31 protein-coding genes are annotated in these 23814 nt (G+C 56.5%); 14 read left to right on the top strand and 17 right to left on the bottom strand.

The genetic code is table 11. The annotated features are described in order from the left end of the window. Positions 1 to 11: 11 nt before the first annotated feature. Positions 12 to 596, bottom strand: a complete 585-nt coding sequence (smrA, locus tag H9C73_RS04405) for a DNA endonuclease SmrA (protein ID WP_209286585.1) — start codon at positions 594 to 596, stop codon at positions 12 to 14. Between the two features lie 124 nt (positions 597 to 720). On the opposite strand from smrA, the gene H9C73_RS04400 reads away from it, so the two are divergent. Next, complete coding sequence (locus tag H9C73_RS04400) at positions 721 to 1500, top strand: hypothetical protein (RefSeq protein WP_209286584.1); 780 nt, start codon at positions 721 to 723, stop codon at positions 1498 to 1500. Positions 1501 to 1658: 158 nt separating this feature from the next. Then, complete coding sequence (locus tag H9C73_RS04395; protein WP_209286583.1) at positions 1659 to 3371, top strand: DEAD/DEAH box helicase; 1713 nt, start codon at positions 1659 to 1661, stop codon at positions 3369 to 3371. A 39-nt stretch (positions 3372 to 3410) separates the two neighbouring features. On the opposite strand, the gene H9C73_RS04390 is transcribed toward H9C73_RS04395, so the two are convergent. Beyond that, positions 3411 to 4331, bottom strand: coding sequence for a LysR family transcriptional regulator ArgP (locus H9C73_RS04390; RefSeq protein WP_236014081.1), 921 nt, complete (start codon positions 4329 to 4331; stop codon positions 3411 to 3413). 121 nt (positions 4332 to 4452) lie between these two features. Here H9C73_RS04390 and H9C73_RS04385 point away from each other — a divergent pair, with 121 nt between their 5' ends. After that, entirely contained in the window at positions 4453 to 5079 is a 627-nt protein-coding gene (locus tag H9C73_RS04385) for a LysE/ArgO family amino acid transporter (RefSeq protein ID WP_209286581.1), read from the top strand. A 186-nt stretch (positions 5080 to 5265) separates the two neighbouring features. After that, positions 5266 to 6447, top strand: a complete 1182-nt coding sequence (gene purT, locus H9C73_RS04380) for a formate-dependent phosphoribosylglycinamide formyltransferase (protein WP_209286580.1) — start codon at positions 5266 to 5268, stop codon at positions 6445 to 6447. Here the strand turns inward: purT and H9C73_RS04375 are convergent, their stop codons facing one another. Continuing rightward, positions 6448 to 6732, bottom strand: coding sequence for a hypothetical protein (locus H9C73_RS04375; RefSeq protein ID WP_209286579.1), 285 nt, complete (start codon positions 6730 to 6732; stop codon positions 6448 to 6450). 64 nt (positions 6733 to 6796) lie between these two features. After that, positions 6797 to 7045 (bottom strand): GIY-YIG nuclease family protein, encoded by a 249-nt coding sequence (locus H9C73_RS04370; RefSeq protein WP_209286578.1) that lies wholly within the window; start codon positions 7043 to 7045, stop codon positions 6797 to 6799. Between the two features lie 119 nt (positions 7046 to 7164). Between H9C73_RS04370 and nhaD the strand changes: the two genes are divergently transcribed. Beyond that, positions 7165 to 8406, top strand: a complete 1242-nt coding sequence (gene nhaD, locus H9C73_RS04365; RefSeq protein ID WP_209286577.1) for a sodium:proton antiporter NhaD — start codon at positions 7165 to 7167, stop codon at positions 8404 to 8406. A gap of 11 nt (positions 8407 to 8417) precedes the next feature. Here nhaD and cysG read toward each other — a convergent pair whose 3' ends face one another. Together cysG and H9C73_RS04355 are read right to left on the bottom strand one after the other, a co-directional pair. After that, a complete protein-coding gene (cysG, locus tag H9C73_RS04360; protein ID WP_209286576.1) occupies positions 8418 to 9836 on the bottom strand; it encodes a siroheme synthase CysG in 1419 nt (472 codons plus the stop codon). A gap of 93 nt (positions 9837 to 9929) precedes the next feature. Continuing rightward, positions 9930 to 10307 carry a glutaredoxin family protein gene (locus H9C73_RS04355; protein ID WP_209286575.1) on the bottom strand — a complete coding sequence of 126 codons (378 nt, stop codon included), beginning with the start codon at positions 10305 to 10307 and terminating at the stop codon, positions 9930 to 9932. 179 nt (positions 10308 to 10486) lie between these two features. Here H9C73_RS04355 and minC point away from each other — a divergent pair, with 179 nt between their 5' ends. The 4 genes from minC to cspE all read left to right on the top strand — a co-directional run bounded on the left by minC (position 10487) and on the right by cspE (position 12808). Beyond that, positions 10487 to 11224, top strand: a complete 738-nt coding sequence (gene minC, locus H9C73_RS04350; RefSeq protein ID WP_209286574.1) for a septum site-determining protein MinC — start codon at positions 10487 to 10489, stop codon at positions 11222 to 11224. 34 nt (positions 11225 to 11258) lie between these two features. Beyond that, the gene (minD, locus tag H9C73_RS04345) at positions 11259 to 12071 is read left to right on the top strand and encodes a septum site-determining protein MinD (protein WP_209286573.1); all 813 of its coding nucleotides are present in this window, start codon (positions 11259 to 11261) and stop codon (positions 12069 to 12071) included. Further along, a complete protein-coding gene (minE, locus tag H9C73_RS04340) occupies positions 12071 to 12319 on the top strand; it encodes a cell division topological specificity factor MinE (protein WP_209286572.1) in 249 nt (82 codons plus the stop codon). The genes minD and minE overlap by 1 nt, the downstream gene beginning before the upstream one ends. Positions 12320 to 12601: 282 nt before the next feature. Continuing rightward, positions 12602 to 12808, top strand: a complete 207-nt coding sequence (gene cspE / locus H9C73_RS04335) for a transcription antiterminator/RNA stability regulator CspE (RefSeq protein ID WP_209286571.1) — start codon at positions 12602 to 12604, stop codon at positions 12806 to 12808. A gap of 91 nt (positions 12809 to 12899) precedes the next feature. On the opposite strand, the gene H9C73_RS04330 is transcribed toward cspE, so the two are convergent. Continuing rightward, entirely contained in the window at positions 12900 to 13139 is a 240-nt protein-coding gene (locus H9C73_RS04330; RefSeq protein WP_209286570.1) for a hypothetical protein, read from the bottom strand. Between the two features lie 214 nt (positions 13140 to 13353). Here H9C73_RS04330 and H9C73_RS04325 point away from each other — a divergent pair, with 214 nt between their 5' ends. Then, entirely contained in the window at positions 13354 to 14982 is a 1629-nt protein-coding gene (locus tag H9C73_RS04325) for a methyl-accepting chemotaxis protein (RefSeq protein WP_209286569.1), read from the top strand. Positions 14983 to 15022: 40 nt separating this feature from the next. Here the strand turns inward: H9C73_RS04325 and H9C73_RS04320 are convergent, their stop codons facing one another. The 7 genes from H9C73_RS04320 to H9C73_RS04290 all read right to left on the bottom strand — a co-directional run bounded on the left by H9C73_RS04320 (position 15023) and on the right by H9C73_RS04290 (position 20543). Continuing rightward, on the bottom strand, positions 15023 to 15505 hold the full coding sequence (locus H9C73_RS04320; protein WP_209286568.1) for a GNAT family N-acetyltransferase: 483 nt from the start codon (positions 15503 to 15505) through the stop codon (positions 15023 to 15025). 53 nt (positions 15506 to 15558) lie between these two features. Continuing rightward, entirely contained in the window at positions 15559 to 16407 is an 849-nt protein-coding gene (locus tag H9C73_RS04315) for a mechanosensitive ion channel family protein (RefSeq protein ID WP_209286567.1), read from the bottom strand. An 82-nt stretch (positions 16408 to 16489) separates the two neighbouring features. Beyond that, positions 16490 to 17773 (bottom strand): GGDEF domain-containing protein, encoded by a 1284-nt coding sequence (locus tag H9C73_RS04310; RefSeq protein WP_209286566.1) that lies wholly within the window; start codon positions 17771 to 17773, stop codon positions 16490 to 16492. A gap of 164 nt (positions 17774 to 17937) precedes the next feature. Continuing rightward, on the bottom strand, positions 17938 to 18258 hold the full coding sequence (locus H9C73_RS04305; RefSeq protein ID WP_209286565.1) for a putative quinol monooxygenase: 321 nt from the start codon (positions 18256 to 18258) through the stop codon (positions 17938 to 17940). A gap of 30 nt (positions 18259 to 18288) precedes the next feature. Then, positions 18289 to 18792 carry a DUF1543 domain-containing protein gene (locus H9C73_RS04300; protein ID WP_209286564.1) on the bottom strand — a complete coding sequence of 168 codons (504 nt, stop codon included), beginning with the start codon at positions 18790 to 18792 and terminating at the stop codon, positions 18289 to 18291. Positions 18793 to 18858: 66 nt separating this feature from the next. Beyond that, on the bottom strand, positions 18859 to 19329 hold the full coding sequence (locus H9C73_RS04295; RefSeq protein ID WP_209286563.1) for a hypothetical protein: 471 nt from the start codon (positions 19327 to 19329) through the stop codon (positions 18859 to 18861). 350 nt (positions 19330 to 19679) lie between these two features. Then, positions 19680 to 20543: a LysR family transcriptional regulator gene (locus H9C73_RS04290; RefSeq protein WP_236014080.1), complete on the bottom strand. Its 864-nt coding sequence runs from the start codon at positions 20541 to 20543 to the stop codon at positions 19680 to 19682. Between the two features lie 142 nt (positions 20544 to 20685). On the opposite strand from H9C73_RS04290, the gene H9C73_RS04285 reads away from it, so the two are divergent. From H9C73_RS04285 to H9C73_RS04270, 4 genes are all read left to right on the top strand, one after another. Next, positions 20686 to 21303, top strand: coding sequence for a glutathione S-transferase family protein (locus tag H9C73_RS04285; RefSeq protein WP_209286561.1), 618 nt, complete (start codon positions 20686 to 20688; stop codon positions 21301 to 21303). Further along, positions 21304 to 21660 (top strand): nuclear transport factor 2 family protein, encoded by a 357-nt coding sequence (locus H9C73_RS04280; protein WP_209286560.1) that lies wholly within the window; start codon positions 21304 to 21306, stop codon positions 21658 to 21660. A gap of 71 nt (positions 21661 to 21731) precedes the next feature. Then, entirely contained in the window at positions 21732 to 21929 is a 198-nt protein-coding gene (locus H9C73_RS04275) for a tautomerase family protein (RefSeq protein ID WP_209286559.1), read from the top strand. Positions 21930 to 22022: 93 nt separating this feature from the next. After that, positions 22023 to 22415, top strand: coding sequence for a universal stress protein (locus H9C73_RS04270; RefSeq protein ID WP_209286558.1), 393 nt, complete (start codon positions 22023 to 22025; stop codon positions 22413 to 22415). Between the two features lie 115 nt (positions 22416 to 22530). On the opposite strand, the gene H9C73_RS04265 is transcribed toward H9C73_RS04270, so the two are convergent. The 3 genes from H9C73_RS04265 to H9C73_RS04255 form a co-directional block, all read right to left on the bottom strand. Continuing rightward, complete coding sequence (locus H9C73_RS04265; RefSeq protein ID WP_209286557.1) at positions 22531 to 22878, bottom strand: DUF3024 domain-containing protein; 348 nt, start codon at positions 22876 to 22878, stop codon at positions 22531 to 22533. Positions 22879 to 22959: 81 nt separating this feature from the next. Next, positions 22960 to 23262 (bottom strand): type II toxin-antitoxin system RelE/ParE family toxin, encoded by a 303-nt coding sequence (locus tag H9C73_RS04260; protein WP_209286556.1) that lies wholly within the window; start codon positions 23260 to 23262, stop codon positions 22960 to 22962. Continuing rightward, positions 23259 to 23540 (bottom strand): type II toxin-antitoxin system Phd/YefM family antitoxin, encoded by a 282-nt coding sequence (locus H9C73_RS04255; protein ID WP_209286555.1) that lies wholly within the window; start codon positions 23538 to 23540, stop codon positions 23259 to 23261. Before H9C73_RS04255 ends, H9C73_RS04260 begins: the two co-directional genes overlap by 4 nt. Positions 23541 to 23814 lie beyond the last annotated feature (274 nt).

Below are 23814 nucleotides of genomic sequence, written 5' to 3'. Positions count from 1 at the left end.
AGCGACATTTATTAACGCTTCTGGTGCTGCTCCCAGTTTTGCTGGCGGCTCTGTGCATTCTTGCGCAGCATTACGTAGACCGCGCCAACACCACCATGATGCGGCTGTGCCGAGTGGTAGGCCAGTACCAGATCAAGCTGCTGAAGCCACACGTCCAGATAGCTCTTGAGTCGGTTGGGCCGGTCTTCTCGCCCACGCGACTTGCCCAGCTGCACCAGCACGGTACGGATACCGAATTCATAACTCTGGCGCACAAACCCGGCCAGCTCGTCACGCGCCTGTGAAGGCGTAAACTGCTGCAGGTTCAAACTGGCGTCTGCACTGTATCGACCCAGCCTCAGATTTCTGAACACACCGTCCTGAACGCCGTCGCGCTTCCAGCTGATAGGGTCTGCCGGGTGCAACAGCTCGATCTCATCCAGTGACAACCCTTCCGGCGACCCCTGTGCCAGACGGCGGCGTACACTTTTGTCCGGGTCGGCTTTCAGCGACCGTGCAGCCGGTACTGCGGGCCCGGCACTGTCTTTCGGTCGAAGGCGGCTAACCCCTTCAGACTGCATCAGCTCGGAAAAGCTGTCATCATGCTCGGAATGCATCAGGCCCTCCTTCCGCAAACGTTATAGCTGTATTGTGACAGCAGAATCGACCGAATTGAACGTTTTGCAGCTGAAGGATTCTCTATTAGAGTGTAAGCAGGCAATTCACAGAGGTATCAACCCCATGCAGCGTCTGATTCTGATTTTTACGCTGATTGTTTTTGCAGCAGCAGGCTATCTTTTTCTTCAGCCCCCCCCCGATACCCAGCTTGAAAACGCCAACACGCCGCCCAGCGTATCTGAAGAAACGCGGCGGGAAGCGCAAAGCCATATCAACAGCCTGACCCAGCAGGCGGCTGAACAAACGCTCAACATGAATGAGGCCGATCATTTCGTGAAGGGCAACCAGCTGCTCAAACTGCCGGAGACCGAAGCCCAGGCCGCTGATGCCATCCAGCTTGAAGCCCCCGCAGCCAGCAGCAGCGTCAAAACCTTTGCCGCTTCACGCACAACGACCGGGAGCAGCAACGCCCCGCAGGTATCCGACCAGCTGAGCAAACTGGACAGGCTGCGCCTGCAGGAGTTGTTGAACAACCCGGATCAGGCCAGCAATGAAGTCTTCTATATTCACTCCGTGGACGGTGCCGACCAGCAGGGGCTGTGGGGTATCATCCACCAGGGGCTGATCGAAACCTTCACCCGCGGTATTCGCATCGATGACCGCTCTCGCCTGCTGAGTGTCGCCATTCCCGAAGACGCAGACGAGCCCCTGGCCGATAAGCGCAGCTCCTGGCTGGGCACATTGCTGAAGGACAAGGTGGAAACCACCTGGGTCTACAACTATCAGCAAGGACTTCTGGGGCAAAACCCGAATGTGATTCATCCGGGACAACAGCTGATTATCGTGCGTTTTGATGAAGATGAGCTGATCGATATCTACAACCACTTCACGCACGCCCAGTAATTACTCAATGCCTGTGGTCCACTGCCCCCTCTATTCCAGTGGACCTTATCATTGCAATCGCGTATAATTCGCGCCTTAATATCCAGGCAACACTGGCTACATCAAACACTCGCATCCCTGTTGCCTCCTCTAAAAAAGACCCAGGTGTAACTCACAGCATGTCCGACACTGATACCAGCCCCGCCACCTTTGGCGATTTGGGACTGTCTACTCCTATTCTCAGCGCACTGGCCGATGTTGGCTACGAAACGCCTTCACCGATTCAGGCCCGGAGTATCCCGCCACTTCTCGAGGGACGGGATCTGCTGGGCATGGCACAGACCGGAACCGGTAAAACGGCCGCCTTTGCCCTGCCATTGCTGCAGCGGATTGATACAACGGCAACCCATCCTCAGCTGCTGGTATTGGCACCCACGCGTGAGCTCGCCCTGCAGGTCGCGACCGCCTGTGAGAAATACGCCAAACATCTGCCCGGCCTGCGTACTCTGTCCATTTACGGTGGCCAGGGCTATGACAGCCAGATCCGCGGCCTGCGCCGTGGTGCCCAGGTGATCATCGGCACGCCGGGGCGTGTGATGGACCATATCCGTCGCGGCACCCTGCAGCTCGACCGTCTCCAGTCACTGGTACTGGACGAAGCCGACGAAATGCTGCGCATGGGCTTCATCGACGACGTGGAATGGATTCTGCAGCACACGCCGGCCCAGCGTCAGATCGCCCTCTTCTCGGCCACCATGCCGCAGGCGATCCGTCACATTGCAGAAAACTACCTGCAGGACCCGGCGGTTATCAAAATCAAGGCGCAGACTGCGACGGCCAGCACCATTCGTCAGCGCACCTGGACCGTGCGCGGCATGAGCAAGACTCAGGCCCTGACCCGCATTCTGGAACTGCATGAGCACGAGGCAGCCCTGGTGTTCGTGCGGACCAAAACCGCCACGGAAAGCCTCGCGGAAGAACTGAATCAAGCCGGCTTCCCGGCCGCTGCCCTGCACGGCGATATTGCCCAGGCTCAGCGTGAGCGCATCGTCAGCAAGCTGAAAAAGGGTGAGCTGGATGTCGTGATCGCCACCGACGTGGTGGCGCGTGGTCTGGACGTTGAGCGTATCAGCCACGTGGTCAACTATGACATTCCCTATGACACCGAGTCATACATCCACCGTATCGGTCGTACCGGCCGTGCCGGACGCGAAGGGGATGCCATTCTGTTCGTCACTCCGCGTGAACAGCGCCTGCTGAAGCAGATCGAACGCACCACGCGTCAGCCGCTGGAAAAACTCCAGATGCCGACGGCCAAGGAGATCAATGCCCTGCGAGCAGAGCGTTTGCAGAAGCGCATTCTGGAAGCTGCCGAAAAGGCGGATCTGGAGCAGTACCTGCCGGTCATCAACGCCCTGCAGGAGCAGTCTGAGCTGAGCGCCGAACAGATGGTTGCCGCAACCCTGGCGCTGATGCATACCGACAAGCCGCTGTGGATGAACGAAAACGAGCCGGACCCCAACCGCGCTGCGCCTCGCGAGCGTCAGGAGCGCGGAGAGCGCCCGCGCCGTAACCAGCGCAACGAACCGGTTGCAGCCGGTATGGAACGTTACTGGATCGGCGTAGGCCACCAGCACGGCGTCAAGCCGGGTAACATCGTGGGCGCTATTGCCAACGAAGCCGGCATCGAAAGCCGCCTGATCGGCCGGATCAACATCGCGGACGAGTTCAGCTGTGTCGACCTGCCCTCAGGTCTTAACAACCAGCAGATGCAAACACTCAAGCGTGCGCGCGTCTGTGGCCAGCGCCTGGACATTCGCCCCTGGCAGGAAAACAGCGCTCCGCGCCGCCCGCGTGGCAAGCCGCAGGGCCGCCGCGCCAACCGCGACTGATTCGACAATGAGCCCGGCCCGACTCAACGGTGCCGGGCTCTAGTCGTCCCCCGGATGCGTTAGCTGGCCGTGCTGTTCAAAACGGTCGAGCTGACGTTCCGCCTCCACCACCAGCGCATCCGTCAGCGCACGTATCAGCTGCGACTTCAGATTCCAGACGTGCCAGTACAAGGGTACGGCAAGATAACGTCCCGGCGTCATATCCACCGCTTCTCCTCGCTCAATTAGCGGATTGCCCTGCTGATCAGGCACCATTCCGCATGCCAGCCCTCTTACAATCACGTCACAGAACGCCTTTGAAGACGGGATACGATGGCGCGGATACTCGTGCGGCCCAACGCCGAAATACTGCATCAGGTAGCGGTTCTGTAGCTGATCCTTGTTACTGAACTCGGCTATGGGGGCCTGTCGAAAGCGTGCAGCTTCCACCCCCTGCGGGAAGTAGCGCGCCAGATAGCCGGGACTGGCAAGGCAGCGATAGGCAACTACCCCCAGCGGCACACAGGCACACCCCGGCATCGCCTTGGGTGACGAGGTGATACACCCGATCACTTCACCATCTTTCAAAAGCTGCTGAGTGGCGTCCTGATCATCCACCTTGAGATCCACCAGCAGGCGCTGTTGCTGCAGCAAGGGCGCGATTGCATCCGGAAACCAGGTATCCAGACTGTCCGCATTCAACCCCACGGCAACTCGGGTAAAGCCCGCGTCATCCTGCTGCGAAAGCGCCTGCTGCAGCTCCTGCTCCAACAGGCTCACCTGGCGATAGTGCTTGAGCACCTGCAGACCGGCCGGCGTTGCCTGGACCGGCGAGCTGCGCACCACCAGCACTTGCCCCAGACGCTCCTCAAGCTGCCGAATCCGCTGAGACACCGCAGACTGAGTCACATGCAGCCTCTGAGCCGCCCGTTCAAAACTTTGCTCCTCCACCACCGCTGCCAGCGCGGAGAGCTGTCGCATATCCAGCATAATTAGAGAGATTAATGATTGATTAAAAAGATTAGTTTTACTTAATCAGCGAACAGTCGCAACATGGCCGCCTTCATTTCTTAATCCGCAAACGCAGCAAGGGAGACACGGCATGACTTCAGTTCTTACTGTGGAGTTACTGGCCTGGAGCAAGGGCCTGGCGACCTCCGCCGGATTGATCATGGCGATTGGTGCGCAAAATGCATTCGTGCTGACACAAAGCCTCAAACGGGAATATCACTGGCCGGTGGCACTGCTGTGCATGTTTTTCGACGCCGTGCTGGTGACCGCCGGCGTTGCCGGGTTGGGTGTACTGATCAACCAGTCTCCGACGCTGCTTGAAATTGCACGCTGGGGTGGCGCCCTCTTTCTGTTCTGGTTTGGCCTGCAGGCGGCACGCCGTGCCTTCAACAGCCACCAGCTTGAAACCCGTGACAAGGGCATCAGTTCACTGCGCACCGCACTGCTGACAGCGGTCGCCGTCACACTGCTCAACCCGCACGCCTATATCGACACCGTGGTGCTGCTGGGCGGCATTGGCGGTCAGTACGAGCCGGGACTGCGCTGGTGGTTTGCGGTCGGTGCCATTACCTTTTCCATCATCTGGTTTACCAGTCTCTGCGCCGGTGCCCGCTGGCTGGCACCTCTGTTCCGCAAGCCCATGGCCTGGCGCGTGCTGGACGGGCTGATCTGCCTGATGATGTGGACTATTGCCGCCAGCCTGCTGAATGCCTTCTAACACCTGACCGAAAAAGGGCTGCCCAACACGGGCAGCCCGTTCAGGCCGAAATAGCCGGCCAAGGACCATACCTGAGGGGTATGTCTTCTGGAAAATTTGCCCCCTAAGTATAGTCAGCCCCGTTGGCGCTCACGCCCTCCTCCCACCTATAATGCGTGAAACTTTTTCAACAGGGAGTGCGTTAGCATGACAACTCTGGGCACACCACTTTCCGGTACGGCCACCCGCGTCCTCATGTGCGGTGGCGGCGAGCTGGGCAAAGAAGTCGTCATTGAGCTGCAGCGACTGGGGGTCGAAGTCATTGTTGTCGACCGCTACGCCAACAGCCCTGCCATGCAGGTTGCACACCGTTCACATGTCATCTCCATGCTGGATGGCGCAGCCCTGCGTCAGGTCATCGAGCATGAGCAGCCCGACTACATCGTCCCGGAAATTGAGGCCATTGCGACCGATACGCTGGCCGAGCTTGAGCAGGAAGGCTACCGCGTCATTCCGACCGCCCGTGCAACTCAGCTCACGATGAACCGCGAAGGCATTCGTCGTCTGGCGGCGGAAGAACTGGGCCTGAAAACCTCGGAGTATCGTTTTGCCGGTGACGAAGACAGCTTTCGCACTGCCGTGGATGAAATCGGCTTTCCCTGCATCGTCAAACCCGTGATGAGCTCATCCGGCAAGGGCCAAAGCACCCTGCATACAGAGGCAGATCTGGAAAAAGCCTGGAAATATGCGCAGGAAGGCGGGCGCGCGGGTGGCGGGCGCGTCATCGTGGAAGGTTTTGTCGAGTTCGACTATGAAATCACGTTGCTGACGGTGCGCCACATCGGCGGCACCTCCTTCTGCGCGCCGATCGGACACACTCAGGTAGACGGCGACTATCGTGAATCCTGGCAGCCCCAGACCATGTCGGATGCGGCCCTGGCCGGTGCTCAGCAGGTCGCCGAAACCATCACCCGCGCACTGGGTGGGCACGGCATCTTCGGCGTCGAGCTGTTCATTAAAGGTGATGAAGTGATCTTCAGCGAGGTGTCGCCCCGGCCGCACGATACCGGCATGGTGACGCTTATCTCACAAAATCTGTCGGAGTTTGCGCTGCATGCACGCGCGATTCTGAACCTGCCGGTGCCCGCAATCCGTCAGCTGGGCCCTGCGGCTTCAGCCGTGATTCTGCCCACCGGCGAGTCACGCCAGACCCGTTTTGGCAACCTGCAGCAGGCCCTCGCAGAGCCGGATACCGACCTTCGCCTGTTCGGCAAACCCGAGATTCATGGCCGCCGCCGCATGGGGGTTGCGCTGGCACTGGCAGAAGACACCGACGGTGCACGCCAAAAAGCCAAGGAGTGCGCCAGCCACGTTGATATCGAGTTCTGATCAGCGCTCTTCAAACCAGGCGACACGGCTGCTCCCCTCAGGGTGGCCGTAGCCGGGGTAGACCTGTCCGTCGCGCAGCACGAACCAGGGCGCGCCTGCCATTTCAGAACTGCGCTCACCGGTCAGCGGAATCAGCTTGTCCTGCTGAACAATAAATTCAGCATCATTGGATTTGCCTTCCGGATGACCATAACTGCGGAAGACCTTGCGGCCGACACGCTCATACCAGGGAAGGAAGCCACGTCCTTCAGGATGGGAGCGTGTGGGAAAGTACTTTTCTCTCACATCTTTCACCATGGCACTTCATCACTGAATTATGATTGAAACGGCATGGTAACATCAGATGTCTCTAAATAGATACAGCGTAAAGTTGACAGAGCTCATGCTTTTGTTTGCGACTGAGCTGCTTGATTGCGTACTCGCGCTTCAGGGCACTTCCCCTGTTATGGCCCTGTTCCTGCCATACCACGACGACCGGCCTGCGCGCACGGGTATAACGCGCACCGCGCCCGGCACGCTCACCATTATGCTCCGCCAGCCTGCGCTCCATATCCGTGGTTACGCCGGTGTAATAACTGCCGTCGCTACAGCGCAGCATGTAGACGGTCCATGCAGGTTGCAAAGATGAAAGTGGCTGTTCCATTTGAGACCTGTTAAGCACTTCAGTAGAGGCGTAGAATCCTGCTTTCACACAATTTTGGGGGCACGGTTTGACCGATGCAAACTTTACTGCTCACGATTGCAGGGCTCGCCTTCCTGATGATCGTGCTGGAAGATGTCATACACATCAATAAGGCGAAAACCACCCTTTTCCTCGGCACACTTGCCTGGTTATTACTGTTCCTCTTTCCGCAACACGGCCTGCAAAGCCATGACATACAGGAGCAGCTGAACGAGAATATCCTGGAGATAGCCAGCCTTTGGCTATTCCTGATGGCCGCCATGACCTTCGTGGCGTTTCTTAACCATCAGGGGCTGATCGAAACCATGATCTACAAGGTGCTGCCCCAGCGGTTGAGTGAGCGCAAGCTCATGTTTCTGGTGGCGGGCTTTGCGTTCTTCTTCTCATCCCTCTCCGACAACATCACCGCCACCCTGATCTCCATTGCGCTGGTGCTTTCACTGAAAATGGATGCGCGCAAAACACTGCGCTTTGCCGTACTGGTCGTATTTGCGGTCAACTCGGGCGGGGTAGCCTTGATCACCGGCGATGTCACCACGCTGATGATCTTCATGCAGCAGAAAGTGGCGATTGATGATCTGCTCTGGCTCAGCTTGCCCGCCCTGATCAGTGTATTGGTGCTGGCGGGGCTGCTTTCACTGCGCCTGAAAGGCGAAGTCGTGATCTACCCGACGCCTCGACGGGACGACAAGGTGGGCATGGTGATTGCGATGATCTTTCTGATGACCATCATCTCAACCATCATTCTCAACGTCATCGCAGGGGTACCGCCACTGCTGACCTTCCTGTTCGGCCTGTCGATCATGTTCCTGGTGGGTCGCCTCTGCTACAAGGATGACGAGCGCGAAAGCCTGCTGGATTACATCCGCGTCATTGAGTTCGACACCCTGCTGTTCTTCCTCGGCATTCTGCTGCTGGTCGGCATGCTGAAAGAGATCGGCGTGCTGGATTCACTGGTCCGCATCTACGAACTGATGCCCACCACGGGCGCCAACTTTGTGATGGGCCTGCTGTCGTCGCTGGTGGATAACGTGCCGCTGACCGCCGCACTGCTGAAGTCCGATATCGCGATGGATACTGCCAGCTGGCTGACCCTGACCTACGCGGTGGGCGTGGGTGGCTCGCTGCTGGTAATCGGCTCTGCCGCCGGCATCGTGGCCATGAGCAAGGTGGAAGCGGTGACGTTCATCAGCTTCATGCGCTACTCGGCCTACATACTGGTGGCGTATACGCTGGGCTTTGGCGGCAGCTATCTGGTGGGCCATACACTGCACTGAGCCCTGCCCTCTCAGTCAACATGCTCCCCGGCCACGGCCGGGGCAGCATTATCCCCGAACCAGGACAGATCTTCCTGCAGCTCAACCACTTCGCCTACGATCACCAGTGCCGGTGCCGGCAACTGTGCCTCATCCTGCAAATCCGGCAGGGTTGAGAGCGTCCCCACCAGTACCTGCTGATCTTCCGCCGTACCCCTGGATACGATAGCCGCTGGCGTATCGCCGGGCTTGCCATGTGCCATGAGACCTTCACAGTTCTGGCGCAGGGTATGCAGACCCATGTAGAACACAATCGTCTGATTCGGGTGCACCAGCTCGGCGTAATTCAATTCGGTGGTGCGGTTTTTGAGCTGACCGGTGATGAATTTTACCGACTGCGCGTAGTCTCGATGCGTGAGCGGAATCCCCGCATAGGTGGAACAGGCACTGGCCGCCGTAATGCCCGGCACCACCTGAAACGGAACGCCTGCCTTTTTGAGTTCGGCAATTTCCTCGCCACCACGACCGAAAATAAAGGGATCCCCGCCCTTCAGGCGTACGACTCGCTTGCCGGCCAACGCATGATCAACCAACAGTTTGTTGATGCCCTTCTGAGGTACCGCGTGGTTGTCCCTTTGCTTGCCCACAAAGATGAGGTCGGCATCGCGGCGGCAGAGATCAAGCACCTCAGGCGACACCAGGCGGTCATACAGCACCACATCGGCCTGCTGCATCAAGCGCAGCGCCTTGAAGGTCAACAATTCGGGGTCACCGGGGCCTGCGCCGACCAGATAGACCTCGCCCACCTGATGCCGTGCATTGCCCGCTTCGATCTGTTGCTCCAGCAGCGTTTCGGCAGCCGAGTCCTGACCGGCAAAGACACGCTCGGCAACCTGCCCCTGCAGCACGGACTCCCAGAATACCCGGCGCTCATTCACGCTGCCAAAACGGGCTTTCACCTTATCCCTGAAACGCCCTACCAGCTGGCCCAGACGGCTGTATCCGGTGGGAATCCAGGTTTCCAGCTTGGCTCGCAAAAGACGCGCCAGAACCGGAGACTGACCACCCGAGCTGATACCGATCACAATGGGAGAACGATCGACAATGGCTGGAAATACAAAGGTACACAGTGCCGGACTGTCCACCACGTTAACCGGTACATTACGCGCCACCGCATCGTGATGAATACGCTCGTTCAGCACATCGTCATCCGTGGCCGCCAGCACCAGCACCTTCTCGTCAATCAGTTGAGGATGATACTCACCGATCACGACCTGGCCCTGATGCAGGTCCAGCATCTCATGCAGCTCCGGCAGCACCTCATGGGCCACACAGGTCACCTGAGCCCCGGCTCGGGTTAACAGCCTTGCCTTGCGCAAGGCCACATCACCGCCCCCCACCAGCAGAACCGGGCGCTGTTTGAGGTCAAAGAATAAAGGCAGGTAATCCATCAAAGGGGCTCCCGATCAACAACGGATAGATGCTGACACTATAGCCCCAAATTAAGTAATAAAAAATATTTTTATTATAACTTTTTGTGGATCTCACTCGCTCGGCTTGAGCGGGAAGCGCTGCTCCAGGAAAGCAACGATGTCTTTCGACTCGTACATCCACTCAGTGTGACCGTCTTCATGGTCGATACGCAGACAGGGCACTTTCATCTTGCCACCACCGCTGACCAGATCCTGACGGTGACGGGCATCCCCTCGCACATCGCGCAGCTCAAACGGGAGGTTCAAGCGTCGCATCGCACGGCGCACCTTGACGCAGAACGGACAGGTTGGAAGCTGATAAAGCGCATAGCTCTTGAGGGACTGATCTACTTGCTGCTGATGCTGGGGAGAACGCTTTCCACGGCGCGGCAGGGTGAGATAATGCAGGCCCATAACGATGAGGCCCAGTAGCCAACGTACAACTTTCATAGTGCTTTCAGGTCCGGTTAAAACGCGATGGCGCAGTGTACTACAATGACCCGGATCAAAAAACTGAGCCGGCACCGGCGAACGCTGTCAGCCAGACCGGGTTACGTGGTAAGGTTAGCCGCACTTGAATAGCCGATAAGTCCCGCTTGTATAAGCTTTTTTAGCGAGAAAGATTCACTATGGCCGATGCCAGACCTCAGGCTTCAAACAGCAATGATTTCCAGTTCAAGAGCGCTCGTGCATCCTTGAACGAATTGATTCTGACCAGTGATGACCCTGAGCAGCTGGCCCCTCAACTTGAGGCGCATGCTGCCAAGGTACCCATGCTGTTCAGCCACATGCCCGTGGTGTTGAACCTGCAGTCACTGTCACACACGCCGGAGCTGCCGCGCATTGAAGCACTGCTGAACCTTTGCCGCCGGCTGTCTCTGGTCCCGGTAGGCCTCAAGGCCGATGCGGCCCAGGCCCCGGAGCTTTGCCGGGCGCTCCAGCTTGCCGACTTCAGCCAGCAACGGGCACGAAGCCAGCAGCCTGAACCTGCTGCCGAAGAGACGCCCAAGGCCGAAGCCATCGCTGAAGCACCGCCGCCCTCTGCCGCACGCATCGTCACCTCACCGGTCCGGTCCGGCCAGCAGATCTATGCCCGTGGTACAGATCTGATCATCCTGGCAGCCGTTGGTGCCGGCGCCGAAGTGATGGCCGATGGTCATATCCACGTGTACGGCCCCCTGCGCGGCCGCGCCATGGCGGGCGTGAACGGTAATACGGATGCCAGAATCTTCTGCCAGAGTATGGAAGCTGAACTGGTGTCTATTGCCGGCTATTTCAAAACCAGTGAAGACCTGCACAGCGAGTGCTGGCAACAGCCCACACAGGCGTTGCTCAGAGGGTCGCGACTGGATACAGTTCCTCTTTGATTGAACCGCTTTTCATTTTGATGGATACGCATGCATGGCTGAAATAATTGTTGTCACTTCAGGTAAAGGGGGCGTGGGCAAAACCACCAGTAGCGCCGCGATCGGTACCGGCCTGGCCCTGAAAGGTTTCAAAACCGTTCTGATCGACTTTGACGTGGGTCTGCGCAACCTGGACCTGATCATGGGGTGCGAGCGCCGCGTGGTATATGACTTCGTCAACGTGATCAACCAGGAAGCCACCCTGAACCAGGCGCTGATCAAGGACAAGCGGACCGAAAACCTGTTTATCCTGCCGGCTTCTCAAACCCGCGACAAGGACGCTCTCAGCGTTGAAGGGGTTGAAGCGGTCCTCAACGAGCTGTCGGAAAGTTTTGACTATATTGTCTGTGACTCCCCTGCCGGCATCGAGAAGGGTGCTCATCTGGCGCTCTATTTTGCGGATACAGCCATTGTCGTGACCAACCCGGAAGTCAGCTCCGTGCGCGACTCCGACCGTATTCTGGGCGTACTGCAGAGCAAATCACGCAGGGCCGAACAGGGCGGCAGCGTGAAAGAACACCTGTTGCTGACCCGTTACAACCCGGGCCGTGTGCAGGAAGGCGAAATGCTGAGCGTGGACGACGTCAAGGAGATCCTTGCGATCCCGCTGCTGGGCGTTATCCCGGAATCTCAGGCCGTGCTGAAAGCATCCAACCAGGGCGTGCCCGTCATCATGGATGACCAGAGTGATGCCGGTCAGGCCTACGATGACGCCATCGCTCGCTTCCTGGGTGAAGAACGTGACCACCGCTTCCTTAACGTGGAGCGCAAAGGCTTCCTGAGCCGAGTATTTGGACGGAAGGGCTAATGGGTATTCTGAGTTATTTCCGATCGAAAAAGCCGTCATCGGCCAGCGTGGCCAAAGAGCGCCTGCAGGTGCTGGTGGCCTACGAACGCAGTCAGCGCACCCAGCCGGAATATCTGCCACAAATGCAGAAAGAGATTCTGGCGGTGATTGCCAAGTATGTGGACGTGTCCACCGATGATGTTCAGATCAACCTGGATGAAGACTGTTCAATTCTGGAACTGAATGTCACCCTGCCGGACAAGCACTGACACACCTCTGCGGGAGGGTTTCACGCCCTCCCTGTCTTTGCCCGCCTCCCCTGTCCGAAAAATATTTTCGGTTTTATCAAATAAAGCGTTGACCCACCCCGGGGTTCATGTAGACTGAAACGGCTTGAGAGTAACACCTGCATTTATGCACCATTTCGACGTCCTACCTAGTAGTAAGTACCTCGTTCTGACCATAAGTACCAGCATTACCTAAAGCACAACCCGCTCGCGAACGCCGTGTTCAACAGCATCAATTTTTTCTATTCAGACGAGATGAATATTATGTCTACTACTACCGGCACAGTTAAATGGTTCAACGAAACTAAAGGTTTTGGTTTCATCGCTCAGGAAAACGGCCCGGACGTTTTCGCTCACTTCAGCGCTATTCAGGGTTCTGGTTTCAAGACTCTGGAAGAAGGCCAGAAGGTTGAGTTCACTGTTACTCAGGGCCAGAAAGGTCCGCAGGCAGAGAACATCGTTGCACTGTAAGCCCTGCGCTTAACAGTGAACTGAAAAACGGGCCCAAGTGGCCCGTTTTTTAATGCCTGAATTTTGAACCTCTGAACAAGGGCAAGACAGATCAGGTTGGCGAAAAACTGATATTGATCTTGGGCATCTCTTTCGAGTGCGACCCCGCACTGCCCGTATCCAGCTTGACGACAGACACTGCTCTGGAACTCCCCTCCTCCAGATGGTGCTCAATATTCAACACCTTGAACCTTTCCCTGCCGATATAGATAAACTCATCCTTCAGTGGCCTGAACGGCATCTCCACATCTGCACTTGTTAGATCCTGAAACACCAGCCTTACCGGTATCATCACAGCCTCCATGAATTCCATTTGAACTGCCTTGATTCTAGATGAGGTGCCGCCGCTGCACCCAAATAGCGATTGGCTATCAAGTAGATAATAAATATAAAGTTAGTACTATCATCGAGTTGCGACATTATTCCGTATCGAGATGAGCCAGCATCTTTTTCTTGCTCCACCATCGGTTGCAGGCTCCTCAAACACTCATAAGAACGGAAACGCTATGCTGAAACGAACGTCCATCCCGCGCGCCTTACAGCTGGCCTTTGGCGCAGCCATTCTCGCGATCATCCTGTTGAGCACCTACCTGCTGGTATCCATCAGCAGCATCAAGGATCAATTCGTCACCGTCGTGGATCGTAATGTCAGCCTGCTTACAACCGTGTCTGACCTTCGCTACTACACCGTCACCTACCGTCGCTTTGCACTCGACTACGGACTGACCACAGACGATGACGAGCACCGCAAGATTCTTGAAACGATCACGTTCAATGATGAGCAGGTCGCCAAGGCCATGAGCAACATGAACCGCCTGGCTGACACCCCCTGGATACAGGCCGATATTGCCGAATACCAGAAACGCATTGCTGACTACCGGGCGATGCAGGAAAACTACGTCTCACTGATTGATCAGGACAAGATCGATACTGCCCGCGCGGAGATGCTGGGGCCAATGCTGCGCCCCTTCAACGAGATTGTGGATCTGCTCAGTGAAATGCAGGCGACCCTTGAACAGGAAGCGATCGACATCAAACTGGCCGAGGCCGAAAAGATTGATAACCTGGTCACCGAAACAGCGATTGTGGTCCTGGTAATCGTGGCGTTCATGTTGATCATGAGTGTCGCAATCGCACGCAAGGTGACTCGCCCGCTGGACACACTGATCGACCAGATGCAGCAGGTTGAGCGAGGCGACCTGAGCCAGCGACTGGACATGTCCCTGTTTGCCCGCGATGAATTGGGCACTGCTGCCGAATACTTCGACAAGATGCAGGCCGGGTTGCGTGAGCTGGCAGCAGAAATCAACGACAGTGTCACCACGCTGGAGAATACCAGCGCCAACCTGCGCCAGCGCGTCTCCGAAACCACTGACAGTCTGGACACCCAACGGAGTGAAATTTCGCAGATTGCGGCCGCGTCGGAACAGATGCAGAGCGGCTTTGACGAAGTGGGTCAACGCACACTGGTCGCCTCACGTGAAAGTGATCAGGCGCGCGTGGAAGCCCGTGATAGCCAGACCCTGATGCAACAAACGGTCGAGGACAGCGAAGCGCTGGCCAACGCCCTCAAGCAAACGGCAGACGTGGTACTGGGGCTGCAAAAGGACAGCCACAACATCAGCGTGGTATCGGAAGTGATTCGAGATGTGACCGAGCAAACCAACCTGCTGGCCCTTAATGCCGCCATTGAGGCAGCGCGAGCCGGTGAGGCCGGACGCGGTTTCGCGGTGGTTGCTGATGAAGTGCGCCAGCTGGCCCAGAAAACACAGCATTCACTCACGGAGATCGCGTCCACCATCGAAACGCTGCAGAAGCATGCCCGGCAGGCGGCCGACATGATGGAACACAGCCAAACACAGATGCAGACCGGTCTGGAAAATGTGCGTGAGGCGGGCAACTCATTCAGTCACCTGCTCAATACTTCCGAGCAGATAGCCGATCTGAGCGCTCAGATTGCCACTGCCACCGAAGAGCAAACGGCTGTCTCCCGCGACCTCGGCAACAGCGTTGGTGCCATTCACAGCGCGTCTGAACACATCGCGGCAGGTGCCACTGACACCCGCGCAGCCTGCGACGAACTCAGTCAGGCCAGTGAACAGCTCAGCCGACTGGCGGGTCACTTCAAGCTCTAAAGCAGCAGTCGCCAGGGACGGCGACCGCCCTTATAAGGAGTTAAATTTTCTTTTCCCAGAACAGTGCTACACCCGCCTCGGGGTCCAGCTCATAGCCGGAAAAGCCAAACTTTTCATAGGCCGCCTTGGCCACGTGGTTCTGGCTCAGTACCTCCAGCGTAACCTTGCAGGCGCCACGACGACGTGCTTCCTCTTCCACAACCGCCAGCATTTTCTGGCTCAGGCCAGCGCCGCGGCTGGGTGCCAACACCACCACATCATGGATATTGATGATGGGCTTGCAGGCAAAGGTTGAAAACGCCTCGAAGCAGTTCACCAGCCCAGCCGGCTCACCGTCCACATAGGCCAGCACGGAAAACGCATGGGGAATCGCGGCCAGCTTGCCTACCAGCTCCTGCTGCACCTGATCGCTCAGCGGGCTGCCGCCTCCCATGGGATCCTTGGCATACTCATTCAGCAATGCAGGAATCGCCCGGGCATGCTGAGGGTTGGCATAATCCGCCTTTACAACTGAAACATCCATTTGCTTACAACACCTTATACAACAGAAAAGGCCCCGCAGGGCCAGTGAAACATTCAGGCAGCCGGAGGGGTATTGAGCCAACGCACCTCTCGCTGCGGGAAGGGAATCTCAACACCTGCATCCTGCAACGCCTTGAAAAGACTCAAATTGATTTGATAGAGCAGGTCATAATAGCGCTCGGTCGGCAACCACACACGCACGCCCAGCGTGATACCACTCTCGCCGAAGGCTTCAATGCCGACCTGGGGGGCCGGTTCCTGACAGATCGCCTCGCCATAGCCCTCAAGAACGGATTTGAGCAGATCCGACGCCTGCTCGGGATCGGCGCTGTAGGCGATATCGATCGACACTTCGGCCAGCGTGTGGGCGTGGGAGTTATGAATAATCTCCCCCACCACATGCTTGTTGGGAATCGAGATTTCGACCCCATCCTCATTGGTCAGCAACGTATGCGACAAGTGCACTTCCTTCACCTGCCCCGTCACGCCCTGCACCTGAATCGTATCACCCACCACGTAAGGACGGGTGAGCACGATGGTCAAGCCGGCACTGTAGTTGGACAACAGCCCCTGAATCGCCAGCCCTGCCCCCAGACCCACGGCACCGATCATGGCCAGCAGTGGCGTTACGCTGATACCCAGCTTGCCCAGCGCCACCACGGCCACCATCGCAATGATCAGTATCTTCACGCAGCTGGCGATGAAGCGGCTCAGGGTGATATCCAGCTTGTGGCGCTGCATCAACGCCAATGACCAGTTGGATACCTTGCCCGCCACCCAAAGGCCCAGCAAGAGAATGATCAGGGCGCCGACAATCTGGAAGCTGTAGTTCACGAAAAACTCAACTATCAGATTGTAAATCTCCTGAAACTGCACCAGCTCCTGCTTCACTGACTCTTCCATTGCCGACTCCTGCTCAGGCCAATGTGGTTACGATTCGCTTGGATAAATGACCCGCAGTCCAGACGACTGCGACAACCTGCGGCTACTGGGCAAACACGAAACCGTTCTTGCCGCTGTTCTTGACGTGATACATCGCCTTGTCCGCCGCTTTGAGGAGTGCATCCAGATCCCGGCCATCATCCGGGTAGCGTGCGATGCCGACACTGGCACTGACCGACGCCTGATGCGGGCCAACGCTAATGGGCTGCTCCAGCATCTCCAGTATTCGGGAGGCCACTGCCGTGGTGTCGGCTTCGCTGTGATCATGCGACAGCAGAACCACATACTCATCACCACCAATGCGGGCCAACAGATCTTCAGCCCGCACCACCGACTGGATACGCTGAGCCACTTCACAGAGCACGGCATCTCCGGCGGCATGGCCCAGACTGTCGTTGACGCCCTTGAACCCATCCAGGTCAATAAACATCAACCACAGCCTGTGCTGATGGCGCTCGGCATGGGCAATTTCGGTCTGAACCGCTTCCTGCATGTAGTGCAGGCTATGAATCCCCGTGAGGGCATCCTTCATCGCCATGTCGTGCAAGCGGGCACGGGCTACCTCAACAGCTTCCAGTGCTTCATAACGCTCGGTGAAGTCATACTCCACCACCAGAAACAGGAAGTCACCATTGAGCGGGTGTCGTGTTCGGCGAATATCCAGACTGTGACGCCGCGGGCCGATGCTGGTCTGCATGATGAAATCCCAGCGCCCCTCCTCGCCTGCCTGCACGCGCTGCAAACAGGCCCGGCCTTCTTCCGGATCTGCAAAACGCGCCACGAACGGGCATTCTGCTGCGTGACTGAACTGAGCAGGCGGATAGGCTTCCGTCGCGGCCGGGTTCTCAACCACCGTCATGCCTTCCAGCGTAAAGGTGGTGGCCGGCACCCGGGTATAGCGCATCGCTTCCATCAGCAAGAGGTTCTCGGGCTGCTCGCCCATATTCACCTCTTCGTTAATGAAGGCAATAATCCCCCTGTGTTTCTCAGGCCCCAGCAATACGGCTCGGTGCATCATCAAGAGGGTTTTGGGCTTGCCGTTGGGGTATGTGGTCCAGGGGTCAACGGTCAGGCCGTCCCTCACCGCCAACTCAAAGGTTTGCTGCGTCCGGTCACGGGCGCCCTGGGTATCGCCGGACAGGTCCTTGTCGATCAGATCCTGCAGTGTATCGAGGCCCCAGAACTTGATCGCGGCACTGTTCCCCCACCACCAGCCGTGCTTGTCCAGGTCGAAAACCCAGACCACATTCGGAATCAGCTCATACAACCGCAGCTCGTCATGGCTTGCGATATGGACCAGATGATTATATTCATGCACAGAGGACATGCGCGTTCCAGCGGACCAACAGAAAGACAGGAATCACTATATTACATTCGGCCGAAGGCGACCAACAGGGCGTATCGCGTGACTGGCTTTTGAAAGCACCCGACACGCTTACTGAGCACACTCCAGCCCACAGGCACAAGAACCAGAGCCCCATGCCTGTGCTATCAGGGTTGCGATGGCGATGACTGCAGATAGTCGTCACTGACCTCCATCTCATACACCGTCTTTGACTCGATCAGACACTCCCGCATCTTCTGCCTGAATAAATCGTAATGCTCGTCTGACAACGCATGGTCTTTGGCCCAGTGTTCCCGGCTGGGCCATTGAGCATACCCCATCAGCACATCAGGACTTTCGGTGGTATGCAGCCTGGACCCAAAGCTGCCGCAGTGCTTGTAAATCGCCTTTGTCACTTCAAGCCAAGCTTCACGGAACTCCGCCAGCGTGCCCGGTTTAATCTTGAACTCATACAATGCAATAAACATGGGCGCTCTCCGCAGGTTTATACAGTCCGACTAGCCAATAACATGATAGCCGAACCAGTCAGGCTCCAGATTGAAGGTTTCAGATGTCTCATGCAGGTGGATGTGCCAGCCGCTGATCTGGCTGATGCGTAAACAGTCATCCACCTCCATCAGGTTATCCTTGTGCGTTTGGTTGGCATCGGTCAGAAGCGCGGCTTTCGCTTTCCTTTTCGCTTCAGCCGCACTGCCCGCCACAAACAGGCCAAACTCATGCAACTCGTTCAAGCGGTCTTTCTGATACCCGCCAAGATTGACGAAATACAGGCGCTTATCGGAGCCCTGAGGCTCGCACTCCAACGTGATGCGATGCCCATCAGCCCCACGAATTTCCGTGTAGCTATCCAGGTGCAATCCTTTGGCGGTGCCAAACCAGTTTTCGATCAGCTGATCATAGGTGCCCTCTATCGTGTCGGCTACCGCAAATTGAACGTCATGCAGCTCGATATTGGCCTTGGGAGCACTGCCCCCCAGGTACACCATGAATAATTTACTCATAAGGCTTCACCTTCTTCCGAGTTAATGGCACCCATTGCCCCTTCAGCGGTCCCGCTGCGCCACGGATTATGCCGGCACCCAAATCCCCGCCATGACCAGCAGCATCAGCGGCCCCATGATAGCAATCACCGACCCCACCAGGCAGAGCAACCCAAAGCCAAGAACACGCCAGTTTGAGTGAAACTCATAGTCCTCGGAGGCTTTGATCTGCTGTTTATTCATCTGGTACCGCTCCGCCACCTGATGGGCGGTTATGATGTACGCGACGGTAAAGGGCGCACTGGGAAGATTCTCGGGCAAAAGCGGCAATATAATAATCAGCGCCAGAATAAAAAGAATGCCCAGATTCAACACCCTGTTTTTTCTGGATGGCTGGCCAAGGGCATCAAAATTTGCCATCAAGAAGTACATCAAGCCAACGGGCCCACCAATGGTTCCACAGGCGACTTGCCGGGGTGAATAGATGCGCACGGGTGCCTCTTTGCGCGAAGCATTGTATTCGCCTGATGTGATTTCAGCACTGACTTCCCTGTTCATTTCCTTGTCTCCTTCTGCTTGAGTGCAACGTCCGGCTCACACCTTATGAGCCAGACGTTAAACATATCGAATGATTCTTTTCTATATTCCACTCAGGGCCCGACAGGCCCTTTTATGAAACCTGTGCACGATCAAACCCCGCCCCACCGGGCAGCGTTTCAATTCGGTTAATACAAGGCGACAGGCCGGTGCGCCAGCATTTTGCAGCTAACGGTCGGAAGGATAGGTGAGATTGACGAAAGGCATCTTCATCCCTGCTGCCTGCTTGCACTTGATATAAACCGGCCAACTATTTCCCTGTTGGCGTGAAGCTACTCTGCCCCAATTTGACCGACTAGGGCAACCACGTTTTACCCCTCCCTTGACATAAACCAGGCCTGAAGAAACTCAATGCAACTGAGCAATGTCGGTGGCGTAAACTGCCGGTTGGGATAGAGCGCATACAGCGTAAGATCCGGACGGCTCACCTCGGGCAAAATTTCCACCAGAGTACCCTGCTCAATCCCCTCCCGGGCCACAAAGCCGGGGAGGAAACCGATGCCCAGCCCATCCTCAATCACCTGCTTCATGAACAGTGTGCTGTTCACCTTGAGAGAGCCGCCGACGCTGACACCCTGCCCCAGAGGCCAGACATTTCCCGACTTGAAATAGCTGTACACAAAGCAGTTGTGATCGGCCAGATCCTCAACGCTCCGAATGGGCGGATGGCTTTCCAGGTAGCCGGGGGATGCGCACACCTTGTAATTGAAGCGGACCAACGGCTTGCCCACATAATTGGAGTCGAGCCTCTGGCTGGATGCCCGGAACCCCAGATCGAACCCGTGCTCGATCAGATCCAGGTTTTCATCCCCCAGCTGTATGTCCAGCTCCACGTCCGGGTACTGCTTCATGTAGGCAGAGAACAGCCGGGACAGGTCGGTAATCCCCAGCGCCATGGGTGCATTGATGCGTATTTTGCCGCGCGGATTGCCCTGCATGTGCTGCACGTAGGCATCCGCATCATCCATCTGCAACAGCAATTCGCGGCAGCGCTGCAGGTATCCCTCGCCGATGGAGGTCAACTGCTGGCCCCGGGTGGAGCGATGCAGTAGCCTCACCCCAAGATCATCTTCCAGCCGCCCGATCTCCTTGCTGATCATCGACGTGGTTACATTCAGCTCGTTGGCCACGCTGGTAAAGCTACCGGCATCCACCACCCGAACAAACATGCGCATTGCCCGCAACTTATCCATACCGACCGGCCCATTGTTTCCATTTTGTTGAAAGTGTACGCACATTATTGCCATATATCGATAAACAGGAAAGCGCCACACTGCCCCTGCACTCACGCAATCAAGCAAAAAACGAGGTTCTATTATGTACACGCTGTATTTCATTCCCGGCGCTTGTTCACTGGCTACGCAGGCAATTCTCAATGAACTGGACCAGGCAAGCACTCTGATTCACAAGCTGGAAGCAGATCACTTTGAAACCCTCAACCCCGCCGGTACCGTCCCCGTACTGAAGGACGGCGATAAGGTGCTGAACGAGGGTGTGGCGATCATCCTTCACCTGCTCAACAAGCACGAGAACAGCCTGATTCCCGAAAGCGGAGAGGCACGGCACCGGGCCATCGAAAATATGATGTTTGCCAACGCCACCATGCACCCCGCCTACGGACGACTTTTCTTTGCCCAGGCCAACGTGACCGACCCGGCAGTGAAGCAGCAGATCTTCGATACGGCGGCGGTGGCGATCAACAAACTCTGGCGGGTGGTCGAAGCAAAACTGCAACACACTCCTTATCTTGGCGGGAACGACATCTCCCCCGCCGATATTCTGCTGACGGTGTACTCCCGCTGGAGCGACTTCTTCCCCGTGGAGATCGTGCTCGGCCCGAATACCCGCCGGATGGTGGATGCCGTGCTGAAGCGCGAAAGCATGCAGCGGGCCATTCAGCGGGAACAGGACTACAGCGCGGGGGCGGTGGCATAAATGGACACCACACAAACCCAACTGGAAGCGATGGTGAACGAGTATTTTCAGGGCCTGCACACGGGGGATGCCGAGCGACTGTCACCGCTGTTTCATCAGGACTGTGTACTCAAGGCACCTGACCTGCGCCGCACCCTGGATGAATGGCTGGCCGCGGTGGCATCACGACCGGTACCGGCGCAAAACGGACACCCGGAAACCTACAAAATCCTCTGGGTGGAACTAGCCTGTGATCAGGCCATGGTGAAAGTGGCATGCCCGCTCCCCCACGGCAATTTTGTCGACTACCTTGGCTTCCTGAAGGAAGACGGTGTCTGGAAAATCGTCAACAAGATGTACGCGCCAGCCGCCACCTGAGACAGCCCCTGTGCAACCTGAAGGCCTGCCGCACGGCAGGCCACCCAACGAATTGAAAAGAGGACGCTTCAATGCCGTATATCAACATCAAAATCACCGACGAAAACGTCACCCTCGAACAGAAGCAACGCATGATCCAGGGAACGACACAACTCATGGTCGACGTGCTGAACAAGGACCCCGCCCTCACGCATGTGGTCATCGATGAAGTCTCAACCGATAACTGGGGCGTGAGCGGGGAAACCGTCACAGAACTGCGCAAGCGATAACCCTTTGACAGACATTCACCTAAACACCTCACCACCTCCATTGAGCTGCTAAGCTTGTGACAAGTGCACAGACCTTCAACAGGGAGAAGCCTAATGAGCTACCAACATGTACTGGTTACCGTGGACCTGTCTGACGCTGCAAGCAAGACACTGATCGATAAGGCTATCGAGCAGGCAAAACCGTCAAACAGCAAGCTGACAATCGTGTATGTCGAAACGGATCACCTGCGGGAAGACCCAAAGGATGAAGAACACATTCAGGCCCACCTGAAACGACTGGCGGACGAATGCGGCTACCCGGTGGCAGACAAGCTGTCCGTCATTGGTGATTTACATATGAAAGTGGCCGACCTGGTGGATAAAAAAGCAATTGACCTGGTTGTATGCGGACACCACGACAACCTGATGAGCCGCCTCTTCGGCTCCTCACACAAGCTCGTCAACAACGTAAAAACCGACTTGCTGGTCGTCAATCTGGGGTCATGACAGCACCGTGTACTGAGGTTTTGTAGAACACAATAACCGCGACCAGGCTCGCGGTTATTTTTTATGGAGCAGGACTTGCGCCGGCCGAAACCGAACTTTAATGACTGGTTATGTACTACCCGAAGAAGCAGCCATTCTCATCTGCATTCACGATAGCAAAGAATTCCTCAATGGAGCGTGACTCAGGTTCTGGCGAGTACGAATGCCACTTCAAATCGCTACGCATCCAGTAAATTTTCCAACGCCTGGTGTTCTTCACGTAGGTAGCTTTTGCTAACGGTGATTCAATGATCGTGGACGGCTCCCGAAAATGAGGGCGAGTCTCAACAATTTGTACGCTTTGGCCAGAAATCCGAACGTCCAAGTCGAGCTTGGGCCGGATCTCGATTGGCGGCCTCCGGCATTGCAGAAACTTAGTCGCGGCCCGATCAATTTTCTTTGCTTCAAACTCACTAAATGCCATTTGAACTCCCTATGGGAACGCCCGGCTAACGCACCAGCTTGTAGCCGAAAAGTAGCAGAAACCGATCACTCAAACGGCTGGTTATGTTTCTTCATCACCGATCTCGGAAAGCCGCAATAACTGGCTACTGCGACGAACAGTCAAAATATCAACCTGATCTCTGACACTATAAATTACACGATACGTACCGAATATCAGCTCTCTGATGCGGGGCGTCCCCACTTCAGGCACCATACGGCCACTGCCGGGGAAATCAGCTAACCGCTCGACCGTGGAAAATAAATCATCAACCCACTGTACTGCAGCGTCCGGGTTGTCTTCTGCGATATACCGGGCGATATCCTCCACACGCTCCAGCGCAAGTGGAGACCAAACGATCTTCATTGGGCCAGACCACTCAAAACCCGAGTCTTCGCGTCCTCATGGGCAATGCCATCTCCCGAGGCTATCTGCTCTTCCGCTTTATATATTTCTTCCAGTATTTCCAGACGCTGCTGCATTTTCTCGTATTCGTGAACATCCACCAGTACAGCAACACCACGCCCTCTTTGGGTCAGCACCATAGGACGACGGTTCTCATGGAGCTGCTTTATAAATGTAGCTACACCTGCACGAAATTCAGACAGAGGACGGATATCTTCATCGACTCGAACCCTTGACATAGAGGCCACCATGCGTACATATAAATGTACTTAAAAAAGTACAATATAGTTTTCAAACACGCAAGATATTCAAGGGGGGGGAAGCCGGCCCTGCATGACGCTTTAGCGATAACTCGAACAGCCATCAGCACCCACGGGGCGTAAAAGGGCCCGAGCCCGCATAGCATAGCAAGGCAGAGGCAGAGGCAGCCTCTTACTGTGTTGTGACGGTATTCACCTGACAGTCGACCGCTAATACGACGAGTGGTCACAGTGCCTCCTGTGGGCTATAGAA

The organism is Marinobacterium alkalitolerans (assembly GCF_017776525.1).
In the GTDB taxonomy this organism is placed as follows: domain Bacteria; phylum Pseudomonadota; class Gammaproteobacteria; order Pseudomonadales; family Balneatricaceae; genus Marinobacterium; species Marinobacterium alkalitolerans.
Note: the sequence above shows the minus strand (reverse complement) of the source record. Positions and strands in the feature narration are given on the sequence as shown.

Bases quoted from the DNA above. Each gene is read 5' to 3' on its own strand.
- H9C73_RS04325 (WP_209286569.1), top strand. From the start codon at position 13,354: ATGCTGAAACGAACGTCCATCCCGCGCGCCTTACAGCTGGCCTTTGGC.
- H9C73_RS04310 (WP_209286566.1), bottom strand. From the start codon at position 17,773: ATGTCCTCTGTGCATGAATATAATCATCTGGTCCATATCGCAAGCCAT.
- H9C73_RS04305 (WP_209286565.1), bottom strand. From the start codon at position 18,258: ATGTTTATTGCATTGTATGAGTTCAAGATTAAACCGGGCACGCTGGCG.
- cysG (WP_209286576.1), bottom strand. From the start codon at position 9,836: ATGGATTACCTGCCTTTATTCTTTGACCTCAAACAGCGCCCGGTTCTG.
- minD (WP_209286573.1), top strand. From the start codon at position 11,259: ATGGCTGAAATAATTGTTGTCACTTCAGGTAAAGGGGGCGTGGGCAAA.
- minC (WP_209286574.1), top strand. From the start codon at position 10,487: ATGGCCGATGCCAGACCTCAGGCTTCAAACAGCAATGATTTCCAGTTC.
- minE (WP_209286572.1), top strand. From the start codon at position 12,071: ATGGGTATTCTGAGTTATTTCCGATCGAAAAAGCCGTCATCGGCCAGC.
- H9C73_RS04390 (WP_236014081.1), bottom strand. From the start codon at position 4,331: ATGCGACAGCTCTCCGCGCTGGCAGCGGTGGTGGAGGAGCAAAGTTTT.
- H9C73_RS04300 (WP_209286564.1), bottom strand. From the start codon at position 18,792: ATGAGTAAATTATTCATGGTGTACCTGGGGGGCAGTGCTCCCAAGGCC.
- H9C73_RS04265 (WP_209286557.1), bottom strand. From the start codon at position 22,878: ATGGCATTTAGTGAGTTTGAAGCAAAGAAAATTGATCGGGCCGCGACT.
- H9C73_RS04275 (WP_209286559.1), top strand. From the start codon at position 21,732: ATGCCGTATATCAACATCAAAATCACCGACGAAAACGTCACCCTCGAA.
- H9C73_RS04290 (WP_236014080.1), bottom strand. From the start codon at position 20,543: ATGCGCATGTTTGTTCGGGTGGTGGATGCCGGTAGCTTTACCAGCGTG.
- H9C73_RS04280 (WP_209286560.1), top strand. From the start codon at position 21,304: ATGGACACCACACAAACCCAACTGGAAGCGATGGTGAACGAGTATTTT.
- H9C73_RS04295 (WP_209286563.1), bottom strand. From the start codon at position 19,329: ATGAACAGGGAAGTCAGTGCTGAAATCACATCAGGCGAATACAATGCT.
- H9C73_RS04255 (WP_209286555.1), bottom strand. From the start codon at position 23,540: ATGTCAAGGGTTCGAGTCGATGAAGATATCCGTCCTCTGTCTGAATTT.
- H9C73_RS04260 (WP_209286556.1), bottom strand. From the start codon at position 23,262: ATGAAGATCGTTTGGTCTCCACTTGCGCTGGAGCGTGTGGAGGATATC.
- cspE (WP_209286571.1), top strand. From the start codon at position 12,602: ATGTCTACTACTACCGGCACAGTTAAATGGTTCAACGAAACTAAAGGT.
- H9C73_RS04315 (WP_209286567.1), bottom strand. From the start codon at position 16,407: ATGGAAGAGTCAGTGAAGCAGGAGCTGGTGCAGTTTCAGGAGATTTAC.
- nhaD (WP_209286577.1), top strand. From the start codon at position 7,165: ATGCAAACTTTACTGCTCACGATTGCAGGGCTCGCCTTCCTGATGATC.
- H9C73_RS04330 (WP_209286570.1), bottom strand. From the start codon at position 13,139: ATGATACCGGTAAGGCTGGTGTTTCAGGATCTAACAAGTGCAGATGTG.
- H9C73_RS04370 (WP_209286578.1), bottom strand. From the start codon at position 7,045: ATGCTGCGCTGTAGCGACGGCAGTTATTACACCGGCGTAACCACGGAT.
- H9C73_RS04270 (WP_209286558.1), top strand. From the start codon at position 22,023: ATGAGCTACCAACATGTACTGGTTACCGTGGACCTGTCTGACGCTGCA.
- purT (WP_209286580.1), top strand. From the start codon at position 5,266: ATGACAACTCTGGGCACACCACTTTCCGGTACGGCCACCCGCGTCCTC.
- smrA (WP_209286585.1), bottom strand. From the start codon at position 596: ATGCATTCCGAGCATGATGACAGCTTTTCCGAGCTGATGCAGTCTGAA.
- H9C73_RS04320 (WP_209286568.1), bottom strand. From the start codon at position 15,505: ATGGATGTTTCAGTTGTAAAGGCGGATTATGCCAACCCTCAGCATGCC.
- H9C73_RS04395 (WP_209286583.1), top strand. From the start codon at position 1,659: ATGTCCGACACTGATACCAGCCCCGCCACCTTTGGCGATTTGGGACTG.
- H9C73_RS04355 (WP_209286575.1), bottom strand. From the start codon at position 10,307: ATGAAAGTTGTACGTTGGCTACTGGGCCTCATCGTTATGGGCCTGCAT.
- H9C73_RS04385 (WP_209286581.1), top strand. From the start codon at position 4,453: ATGACTTCAGTTCTTACTGTGGAGTTACTGGCCTGGAGCAAGGGCCTG.
- H9C73_RS04400 (WP_209286584.1), top strand. From the start codon at position 721: ATGCAGCGTCTGATTCTGATTTTTACGCTGATTGTTTTTGCAGCAGCA.
- H9C73_RS04285 (WP_209286561.1), top strand. From the start codon at position 20,686: ATGTACACGCTGTATTTCATTCCCGGCGCTTGTTCACTGGCTACGCAG.